Here is a 10,507-nt window from a genome sequence, read left to right on the forward strand (position 1 = left end):
TCATTACTCCTTACGGGGATCCATGGCGTCCCGCAACGCCTCACCGACAAAGTTAAGCAACATAAGCATGACAACTAAGACCAAAAAAGTCGTTAAAGATAACCACCATGCTTCAATATTGGCTTTGCCTTGGCGCAGTAGCTCCCCAAGGCTGGGGGTGGAGGGTGGAACCCCTAACCCTAAAAAATCCAAACTGGTTAAAGAGAGAATGGCCGCGGTAATACGGAAAGGTAAAAAGGTGATGACCGGTGTCATGGCATTGGGTAGCAGATGCCGAAACATAATGGTTCGGTTTTTTGCCCCCATGGCACGGGCCGCTTTAACATAGGTCATGGTGCGTCCACGCAGGAACTCGGCACGCACATAATCCGATAGACTAATCCAGCCGAATAAAGAGAGTAAAAAGAGCAATAACAGGATGCTTGGGTCAAAAATACTGGCAAAGATAATGAGCAAGTAGAGCTCAGGCATGCCCCCCCAAACTTCAATAAACCGTTGGGCAATAAGGTCCACTTTTCCGACAAAATAGCCCTGTATGGCACCCGCAATAATACCGAAAATGACCCCCACGACCGTCAAAGCCAAGGCAAACAGTACGGATATTCTAAAGCCATAAATTAAACGGGCCAAGACATCCCTGGCACGATCGTCGGTTCCCAGTAAGTTAACGGCATCCGGTGGTGATGGGGCTGGATGGCTTAATTCTAGATTAATGGATTGGTAGCTATGTGGATTTAATGGAAAAAGAACCCAGTTATCCCCAGTGGTCAGTTTTTCCAGAATAAAAGGGTCTTTGTAGTCGGCTTCTGACTCAAAGTCACCGCCAAAGGTGGTTTCAGCATAGCTGACAAAAACGGGGGAGTAGTACTGCCCCTGATAATAGACCAGCAACGGTTTGTCATTGGAGATCAGTTCAGCACCCAGGGATAGCGAGAAGAGGATCAAAAAGATCCACAGGGACCAATATCCTCGACGGTGCTGTTTAAAGCGTAACCAGCGTTGACGCATATAGGGGGTAGGGTGCCAAAAACCCATCGTGATGCTGACTCCTTAAATACCACAAGATTGTCGTATTTAGATTTTAGATCAATGGTTTATAAAAAAACAGAACACGAATGTCCATGATGCTTTGCTCTGGCCCATGCTTTGCTATTTAACCTATGCACGGGGCTACCAGAGCGGGCTCTGGTTCGGAGAGCAAAAAGGCCCGTGCGATAGCAAGCTTTGTCGGTGACTAAACCGTCTCAAAAAGAAGACAGATCCACCTGACATGGCCTGTTTTGCGTACGGAGTTTAACCATGGATCTAAAACCAAACCTTCCACCGATGCAAGGTGCTGAGTGTGCGCCTGCCCATAACAGCGGTAAAGGGTTTACGGATAATCATGATCAGAGTGGCTATGACGAGCCTATAAAGGTGCTCTCAATGGACACTGTGCTCACAGAATCGGAAATTCAACGTTTGATCAAAATTCTATCGCCCACTTTGCCTTAATGTTCCTTAAGGGTAGGGTTTATGCCCCATAGCGTACGTTAGCGGTGGACCCGCAAACAGGCTCTGTCTTATATTTATAGGATGGGATTCTGTTTTGTGACGGTCCCCGTGCTGTTTTGGCTACTTTAATACCCTACGAACACAGGTAACGTGATGCCTCGCTCTGTGCATATTCTGATTGTGGATGATCAGCCTTCAAATTTGAAGGTTGCCCGTGGCCTGTTGTCTAATATCTGCGGTGAAGGGGTGCAGATTGATACGGCAGATGGGGGGGAGCAAGGGGTTGCTAAAGCGGTTCAAAAACCTTATGACCTGATTTTTATGGATTGTCGCATGCCTGGTGTGGATGGTGGGGAAGCAACCCGCCGTATTCGGGCTGCTGAACAGCAATCAGGCAAGGGGCGTGTACCCGTCATTGCCTTAACGGCTGAAGCTCAAGATCAAGCTCAAAGTACCTGTGATAAGTCTGAGCTGGATGATGTTCTGCACAAACCTGTGGTGCTACAGACCATGTTGGAAAAATTGCAGAAGCATTTACCCAACCACACATGGGGAGAGGGGTTTGTGGCTTCAGCAACCGAGCAGGACCCTATTGCTACGGATCCTTTACAAAGCGACACAGCCATTCATCGGGATGATGTTGAAGGGGCCATGGCTCAAATGGGGTTACCACCGGAAAGCTACGATGAGGTGGCTGAGGTCATCTTGGAACAGGTTCCTGAACTACTCGACCCCCTGCACGACGCCATCGAACATGCGCACTTTACTCAGGCAAGAGAGCTCTCCCACGTTCTTAAAGGGAGTATGGTGAATGTTCTGTTCCCAAGCTTGGCTGGTTTAGCCTTGACCATGCATAAAGCCATTCGCGCAGAAGACCAAGAGCAGGCTTTGGATTTTTACCAGCAACTGGTAGAAGCATATGGGCCGATTCTTGATGCTTTGCGGGCAAGGTTAGCCTGATCTTCTTAAGAGGTCTGAGGTAGAGCAGCCCCATCACCCTCCAACCCAAACTGCAGTTCACACAGTTTGCGGTATAGACCTTCTTGTGCCACCAGCTCCTGGTGGCTACCGCCCTGAATAATCTCCCCAGCACGCATGACGATCACACGGTCGGCGCCCATGATGGTATTAAGCCGGTGGGCAATAACAATGGCGGTACGCCCCACCATCAGCTCTTTTAGCGCGGTTTGAATCATCCGCTCACTGATGGTGTCAACCGAGCTGGTCGCTTCATCCAGGATCAAGAGGGATGGGTTAAAGACAAAGGCACGGGTTATGCCCAAAAGCTGCCTTTGCCCGCTGGATAAATTTCCCCCCCGTTCGGTTAGTACGGTATCCAGTCCATCCGGTAATTCACCAATAAAGCCCATGGCACCGGTTCGTTGTGCGGCATCCTCGACTTCAGAACGGCTGATGGAAGGGTCCTGAAGGTGAATGTTCTCTGCAATGGTTCCGGTAAAGAGAAAGGTCTCTTGGGGGACAACGCCCACGGTACGGCGTAGGGTGCTCATGGGTAGGCGGTATAGATCTTCCTCCCCTAGTCGGATGGTCCCTTGTTGCGGTTCATGGGTACGGTTTAGGAGTTTGATCAGGGTACTTTTACCTGCCCCTGTTGGCCCAACGACAGCAACCTGCTCTCCAGCATTGACAGTCAAAGAGAGATTTTTAAGAATCGGTGTTTCACCATAGGCAAAGTGAACACCTGAGATCTCTAGTTTGGGGTGCTGGGGCAAAGTAACTCCTTGGCTTGCCCGTTTATCGGTGATCTCTGGGTCACTATCCAGCAGGCCAAAAATACGTTCTAAGGCGGTCATCGCCGCTTGCATGGTCGTAAACTTGCCTGACAGATCCCGAACAGGCTGAAAAACACGACGCACATAGTCGATAAACGCGACTAAGGTCCCAATGGTCACCGCATCACCATCAACCAGCGAAGCTCCAAACCAAAAAAGCGCAGCTATGACCACGGTGGAGAGTGCGTCAATAAAGCTGAACTGAAAGGCTTCCCAATTATTACTGATCAGGGAGCTCCGGTAATAGGTATCGTTCTGCTGTTTAAACTCTTCATGGTTGCGGGCTTGCCGATGAAAAAGCCGGACCTCTTGGTGTCCTTCAATCTCCTCAGTAAAGCGGCTGGCCATACGTGCCAACATCAAACGATTTTCTCGCTGTGCCAAGCGACTTTTTTTGGCGGCCAACACAGTGCCACCCACAATTAATGGCAAAGCAACCACCAAGGCCATGGAGAGGGAGGGGGCCAATAGCGCCATGCTGATGACAATGCCCGCCAGGAGAACAATGTCACCAATCAGGTGGATCAATCCCGCAGAGACCATTTGACTGACCGCTTCCACATCATTGGTGATGCGGTTGGTGGTACGTCCTGAGGCATGGTTATTAAAGTAGCTGGCATCCAGATGGATCAGGTGACCAAACAGATCTCGGCGCAGATCACGTACCACACGTTGCCCCAGCATGGCGTTCACCACCGACATGCTATACCCCGCGGCAGCTTGGAGGATCAGCAAGGCGGCCAAACTGACCAAGATCCAATCAAACCCCTCTAACTGGCCAGGCATTAAATGCTCATCCACCGCTATTTTTAAAAGTAGGGGCTGGCCAAGTTGGATCAGGGTATGAATGGGCAAAATGGAGAGCGCGAGCAGCACCCAGCGTGTGTGGGGTTTGGCATAGAGAAAAAAACGACGAAGAAGATTAAGATCCAAAAACGCACCGTAGCGGGTCTCTTCGGTCACATGTTCAATGGCGGCAGGACTCATGATGGCACCTTCTGACCTTGAAATTCTTCCAGCTGTTCCTGACGCTCCATCTCCATATGCAGAGCCTGATAAAGCGCACTCTCTTGCATGAGGGTTTGATGGTCCCCCTGTTCGATAATGCGACCTTGATCAAGCAGGTAGATGGTATCAGCACGGTGCAAGGCAGCGACACGATGACAGACCATCACCATGGTTGCGCGCTGCTCACGGTCTAAGAGCGCACTAAGAATATGCGCTTCTGTACGGGCATCCACAGAGCTAAAGATATCATCTAGAAGTAAAATTCTTGGGTTAACCACCAACGCTCTGGCTAAGGCTGCTCGTTGACGTTGCCCACCAGAAAGCGTAATGCCCCGTTCGCCAATAAGGGTTGCCATACCCTCTGGCATACCTTCAACCTCTTGGTCAAACGCAGCATCCCGAGCGGCATCCCAGGCACTCTCTTCATCACCATCCGGTTGACCATATAAGAGGTTTTCAACCAGTGGCCGGGAAAAAAGCAGGCTCTCTTGAGGGGTCATGGAGAGATGTTGGCGGAGCTGATTTTCGGGCACAGTAGCCAGATCCACCCCATCCAGAAAAAGTTTGTTTTGGGGGATGGGGTAGCTGCGGCTTAAACAGCGTAATAAGGTGGATTTTCCACTGCCAATACGTCCCGCCAAACCGATAAAATGACCGTGCGGCACTTTAAGGTCAATATCATGCAAAATTTGAATCGGTGGTGCAGGGGGGGGCGGAACAATCTCCTCATTAACCGCAGCGCCTTTTTTTCTGGGCGCAATGCGTTGATCTTTCTGATAACTGAAATTAAGGTGGTTAATCTCAATGGCATAGGGCGTTTGTGGTGTGGGGTGTAGATGATTAGGCGGCTGTTCTTTATCACTTGGTACGACATCCAACACTTCACTAATGCGGTCAATGGCCGCCAGGCCCCGCTGCATGACCGTCAGTATCCACCCTAAAGCCACGGTGGGTTGAACCATTAAGGTCAGGTAGCCGGTAAAAGCGACAAAGTCACCAATGGTCAGTTGCCCTTCTATAACCCCTGGCCCCCCAACCGCTAAGATGATCCAGGCCCCTAAACCACCGCTAAAAAGCATAAGGGGTTGAAACATACCTTGTAGCTTAGCGTGGTCTCGGTGGGCTCGATAGAGGGTTTCTGTTTCACGATGAAAACGGCTGTTCCACGCCTCTTCCCGAGCATAGGCTCGGATCACGCCAATACCGGCAACAGACTCCTGAACAAAAGCGGTTAAACCCCCAAAGCGGTCAGCCACAACCCGGCTGAAACGGTAAAGTCGTTTGGTGAGCTGCCGAGCCATGGTGACGACAATGGGAAGGGGGAGCAGTGCCATTAATGTCAACCAAGGGTTCAGCCAAAGCATGGCAGGCAGAACCAATATGTAGACCAATGTGGCATTGGTTAACTGTAAAAAACCTGGCCCCATAAACATGCGCAGAGCTGTAATGTCCCCGGTACCACGGGAGACCAAATCTCCGGTGCGGGCGTGGTCATAGAGTGGGGCTTCTAACGTTTGTAGTTGTTTATGGTATTGGCTGCGCATGTCCCGTTCGACCTGTCGGCCAATACGAAAAATGTGGGTCCGGGCCCAAATGCGCATTAATGCCGTAATGACCGCCATAACCGCCAGTATCGCGGCATAGGTTTTCACATCATCCTGCTGATGACCATTTTGCAGGGCGTCTGTCCCCAGTTTTAATAAGTAGGGAATGACTGCGGCACTGGCATTGGTGGCGATCAAGAGGGCAAACCCCACCTTAAAAGCACGTTTGTGACGTTGATAATGGGGAAGTAGGTGGCGAATTCTGTGTTGAAAATTGGCCAGCGGCGTATTTGGATTATTCATGACAGATTATGACCTTGCGAAGAACAACTGGTTCCTAAGTATAAGGGCTTGCTGTAGGTGAGGCAAATAGATCCAAAAAAAGGAGGGGATAGGGCTTCGCCAGCCGTTGAATCCTGGCTTGCCACCCTGCATGATGATAGGAATGCCAATTGTGCTACCAATTTGGGGGGGCGATGTCTTCTAATTTGAAGCGAAGAGAGATGCTGTTGGGTGCGGCCGCGACAGCCATGCTGTTGCCATCCCTCATACCCTCTGCCATGGCGATGGATGATCCGCTAAAACGCTATGCATGGATGGCCCAGTGGGTTGGCAAAGATGGGTTGGATGCACCCTGGCTCAGGCAGCTGTTTCAGGGGTTACAAAAATACCCTAGAGTCATCCGAGCGATGAACCATCAGGCTGAATCCAAGCCTTTTCATGCCTATCGGGATCACATAACCAGCCCCTGGCTCTATAAAAAGGGGCGGGCACACTGGAAAAAATACCGTACAACCCTTGAGTCAGCAGGGGCACGTTATGGTGTTGATCCAGCATTTATTGTGGCGCTGTGGGGGATGGAGAGCCGGTTCGGTAGTTATCAAGGTAAACACCCTGTCTTGCGTACCCTGTTTACTTTGGCTGCGGACTACCCCCGCCGAGCTCAGTTTTTTCGATCGGAGTTGCGTCACTTTTTAATTCTATGCCGGGAACAGGGGTGGGACCCTCATGCTCTACATGGCTCCTATGCAGGGGCGATGGGGCACGTGCAAATGATACCCAGCTCTATGCGCCGGTTTGCTGTGGATGGTGACCAGAACGGTAAAATTCAAATTTTTGATAATGCCGTGGATGCCACGCACTCCATTGCCAACTATCTTGGTAAACATGGGTGGGAGGTCGGTGGGCCTTATACCATGCCCGTGTATGGGGTTAGTGACTTAAGCGCCATCAAATCCAAAAAGGTCAAGGCCATGAAACCTTGGTCAGAGTGGAAAAGACTTGGGGTTCGTACCCGTGGTGTGGAGCCTGAACCCAACCGGACTATGGCATTGATCGCGCTTGAAGAGAAGCAAGGTCTGCGTTATTACGGCGTTTTTAATAACTTTCGTGTCATCTTGGATTGGAACCGCTCTACCCGCTTTGCCAAAGTGGTGGGAGAGCTGGCAGAAGGATTTACCCAGTGATAAAGGGTAGAGAGCGAGAGGGTATGTTAAAGCAGATAATTTCGGCGCTTGTTCTGTTGGCCTTGGCTGGGTGTAGTGTTGCACCGCCTGAGCCAGAGTTAGAGCCTATTAAGCCGCCTAAGCCTGGACCGACACCACATGTCAAGGTTGGTAACCCCTATAGTATCGAGGGGATTACCTATCATCCTGTGGCCACAGCCAAGGGGTATGATAAAGAGGGTGTGGCCTCTTGGTATGGTTCAAAGTTTCACGGCAAGCTGACGGCCAATGGTGAGATTTATGATATGCATACCATGACTGCGGCGCATAAAACGCTCCCTCTCCCAACCATTGCCCGAGTCACCAACCTGCAAAATGGTAAAAAGGTGGTGGTACGCATTAATGATCGTGGGCCTTTTGTTGGCAACCGTATCATCGATCTTTCTTATGAGGCTGCCAAGCGTTTGGGGTTTGCTGTGCAGGGTACGACAAAGGTTAGGGTTCAATCTCTGACCGCTGAGCCAAAGATGCACCATGGTCCAGAGGATATGCTGCATCAGCCAAGTCTGAAGCCAGCCAAATCTTTAGAGGTTAATTTGCCTGTGATACCGACTGAGTCGGGCCTGGCAAGTCGGCCGGAGGCAGGCCCTCGGCTAGCTGCGGTGGCTCCCAAGCAGGTCTTGGTTCAGGTTGGGGCTTTCTCTAACCAGGGCAATGCGCAGCGGGTGCTTAAGCGTATCCACCATCTTGGGCCAACAGAAATACAACCGGTTCCCAATCGGCAGCCTCCGTTGTATCGTGTCAGGTTGGGTCCTGTGACTGCCAATGCCAAACTGCAAGAGATGTTGGAAAAACTGGTGGCCTTAGGATTTAAAAGTAGTCGAATCGTTGAGCCTTAATTCGTGTTTATGGTGTCACCAAATATACAACCCTTTCATCAGATGGAATGGATGAAAACCATGTCTTTTAAGTTGTTTCGTACCCTGCTGTTGGTTCTATTGGTCTTTGCCTTAACGGGAAGTGAGGCTTGGGCTGAAGGGCAGCCTTTCCGTGTTCGGGCCAAAGCTGCCATCATGGGGGATATCGATAGTGGGGCGATCCTGTTTGATCAAAACAGTGATATGCCGCTGCCTCCTGCTTCACTTACCAAAGTTATGACCCTCTATTTGCTTTATGAAGCGTTGCAAAAAGGGGAAATTACGTTGGAAACCCCCATGCCAGTTAGCCGTGCTGCCTGGAAGATGGGAGGCTCAAAAACCTTTGTAAAGGTTGGTGATAGTGTAAGGGTTGAAGACCTTATTCGGGGTATTGCTGTTCAAAGTGGTAATGATGCGTGTGTGGTGGTTGCGGAGTATCTGGGCGGGTCTGAAAAAGGCTTTGCAGATATGATGAACGCCAAGGCGGCAGCCTTAGGGATGGAAGGTAGCCAGTTTAAAAATGCTTCGGGACTGCCTGCTGAAGGTCATTATGCCAGTGCGCGTGACTTTTTTGTTTTGGCTTCAGCCTTACTCAAGCATTTTCCTGAGTACGGTCATTACGTCCAACAAAAAGAGTACACCTTTAACGGTATTCGCCAAGTCAACCGCAACCGTTTGTTGTGGAAAGATAAATATATAACGGGTCTTAAAACTGGCCATACACGTGCAGCCGGTTACTGTTTGATTTCGATTCGTGAAAAAGATGGACAACGCCTCTGTTCTGTCGTGATGGGAACCCGCAGTACCAGTATTCGGGAAGAAGAGTCTATGCGGCTCTTACATTATGGGAACCGAGCTTTTGAAACTGTAAACCTGTTTGAAGCCGGTGCCACTGTGCGCACCATGCGGGTCTGGAAAGGTGTTAAGAAGGAAGTGGATGGCGTTATCTATGATCCAGTCCGTATTACGGTGCCCAAACGTCAACGTGGTGCTTTGGAAGCTGGTATTGTCTATAGCGAACCCCTTATTGCTCCGGTTAGACAAGGTCAAGAGCTTGGGGCTTTGATTGTGAAGCTTGGTAAAGAAGAGGTCATGCGTCAGCCTGTTGTTGCCAAAGATGAGGTCGAGGAAGGCAACTTAGTTGCGGTGGTTTTGGACTCTTTGCGTCTACAGTTGGGCTGGTAGAGCGTACATAAATTGGTTTGAACGCGAGCTTTTTGCTTAAAACGCATAGTCACTTGCGTTACCCTTTGCAAGTCTAGGCAAGGTAAGCCGTGGTATCTGTTTCCATAATGGAGAATGAATGGTGTTGGAAGTTGGACAGAGCATCCCTAACTTGAGCCTTCCCGATCAAACCGGTGAAGAAAAATCGATGTTGGATCTACTGGGTAGCAAAGGGGCGATTATCTATTTCTACCCCAAGGACAACACCCCCGGTTGTACGACTGAGGCCAAAGATTTCCAGAGTTTACAAGAGGAATTTGGTGCCAAAGGCTATACCGTTGTCGGTATTTCAAAAGATTCCGTCAAATCACATACCAACTTTATCACCAAGCATGAGTTGGCCTTTACCCTTTTAGCTGATGTTGAGCTCAAGGCGTGTGAAGGTTTTGGGGTTTGGCAAGAGAAGAAAAACTACGGAAAAACCTACATGGGTATTGTACGCAGTACCTTTGTTGTCGATGCCAAAGGTGTCGTAACGGAAGTCTATAAAAAAGTTCGGGTAAAAGAGCACGCTCAGAAGGTTTTGGATGCACTGGCTTAGAGCTTTATTGTCGTGGTTTTTCGGTTTTTGAACAGGTTGCTTCTAGGTGACTGTTGCGTTCAAGTTGGGATGAAAGGGTGGCGTGGTGTCTGAAAAAAAAGGTCCATCAATGGAGGAAATTCTAGCTTCTCTGGAAGAAATTCTAGATGAAGCAGAAGATGATCAGCAGGGGTTACAACCCTTGCGTGCCACGCCTAAACCGAGCACCCATGGTCAAGGGGAGCCTAAGCCTCGTTTTGAATGGGCTGATGATGAAGCCTCTTTGGATCAAGAGGGGCCATCCACAGTTCATGCCGATGAATCCAATGATGAGTCAGGCGAAGATGAAATCGTTGATTTGTCAGGTATGGAGAGTGTTCCTGCAGCAGTAGAGTCTGAAGAAGCTGTAGAGGCTGAAGAAGCTGTAGAGGCTGAAGAAGCTGTAGAGGCTGAAGAAGCTGTAGAAGCTGTAGAGTCTGAAGAAGCTGTAGAGGCTGAAGAAGCTGTAGAGGCTGAAGAAGCTGTAGAGGCTGAAGAAGCTGTAGAGGCTGAAGAAGCTGTA

General features: G+C 49.9%; 9 protein-coding genes and 1 pseudogene. 7 read left to right on the forward strand and 3 right to left on the reverse strand.

The window, feature by feature from the left end; translation table 11 throughout:
• Positions 1-3: 3 nt before the first annotated feature.
• Entirely contained in the window at positions 4-1,035 is a 1,032-nt protein-coding gene (locus V5T57_RS13515; RefSeq protein ID WP_332891761.1) for an ABC transporter permease, read from the reverse strand.
• 264 nt (positions 1,036-1,299) lie between these two features.
• On the opposite strand from V5T57_RS13515, the gene V5T57_RS13520 reads away from it, so the two are divergent.
• Together V5T57_RS13520 and V5T57_RS13525 are read left to right on the forward strand one after the other, a co-directional pair.
• Positions 1,300-1,494 carry a hypothetical protein gene (locus tag V5T57_RS13520; RefSeq protein ID WP_332891762.1) on the forward strand — a complete coding sequence of 65 codons (195 nt, stop codon included), beginning with the start codon at positions 1,300-1,302 and terminating at the stop codon, positions 1,492-1,494.
• Positions 1,495-1,647: 153 nt separating this feature from the next.
• A complete protein-coding gene (locus V5T57_RS13525) occupies positions 1,648-2,454 on the forward strand; it encodes a response regulator (RefSeq protein ID WP_332891763.1) in 807 nt (268 codons plus the stop codon).
• Positions 2,455-2,459: 5 nt separating this feature from the next.
• Here the strand turns inward: V5T57_RS13525 and V5T57_RS13530 are convergent, their stop codons facing one another.
• Both V5T57_RS13530 and V5T57_RS13535 read right to left on the reverse strand, forming a co-directional pair.
• Entirely contained in the window at positions 2,460-4,274 is a 1,815-nt protein-coding gene (locus tag V5T57_RS13530; protein ID WP_332891764.1) for an ABC transporter ATP-binding protein, read from the reverse strand.
• Positions 4,271-6,142 carry an ABC transporter ATP-binding protein gene (locus V5T57_RS13535; protein WP_332891765.1) on the reverse strand — a complete coding sequence of 624 codons (1,872 nt, stop codon included), beginning with the start codon at positions 6,140-6,142 and terminating at the stop codon, positions 4,271-4,273. The genes V5T57_RS13530 and V5T57_RS13535 overlap by 4 nt, the downstream gene beginning before the upstream one ends.
• A gap of 173 nt (positions 6,143-6,315) precedes the next feature.
• On the opposite strand from V5T57_RS13535, the gene V5T57_RS13540 reads away from it, so the two are divergent.
• From V5T57_RS13540 to V5T57_RS13560, 5 genes and pseudogenes are all read left to right on the forward strand, one after another.
• Positions 6,316-7,305, forward strand: a complete 990-nt coding sequence (locus V5T57_RS13540; protein WP_332891766.1) for a lytic murein transglycosylase — start codon at positions 6,316-6,318, stop codon at positions 7,303-7,305.
• Positions 7,306-7,328: 23 nt separating this feature from the next.
• On the forward strand, positions 7,329-8,183 hold the full coding sequence (locus V5T57_RS13545; RefSeq protein WP_332891767.1) for a septal ring lytic transglycosylase RlpA family protein: 855 nt from the start codon (positions 7,329-7,331) through the stop codon (positions 8,181-8,183).
• Between the two features lie 60 nt (positions 8,184-8,243).
• Positions 8,244-9,386: a D-alanyl-D-alanine carboxypeptidase family protein gene (locus V5T57_RS13550; protein ID WP_332891768.1), complete on the forward strand. Its 1,143-nt coding sequence runs from the start codon at positions 8,244-8,246 to the stop codon at positions 9,384-9,386.
• Between the two features lie 118 nt (positions 9,387-9,504).
• Positions 9,505-9,966: a thioredoxin-dependent thiol peroxidase gene (bcp, locus tag V5T57_RS13555; protein WP_332891769.1), complete on the forward strand. Its 462-nt coding sequence runs from the start codon at positions 9,505-9,507 to the stop codon at positions 9,964-9,966.
• A gap of 85 nt (positions 9,967-10,051) precedes the next feature.
• A pseudogene (locus tag V5T57_RS13560) lies at positions 10,052-10,507 on the forward strand (hypothetical protein); the annotation flags it as partial.

The sequence above is a fragment of the Magnetococcus sp. PR-3 genome (assembly GCF_036689865.1).
GTDB lineage: Bacteria > Pseudomonadota > Magnetococcia > Magnetococcales > Magnetococcaceae > Magnetococcus.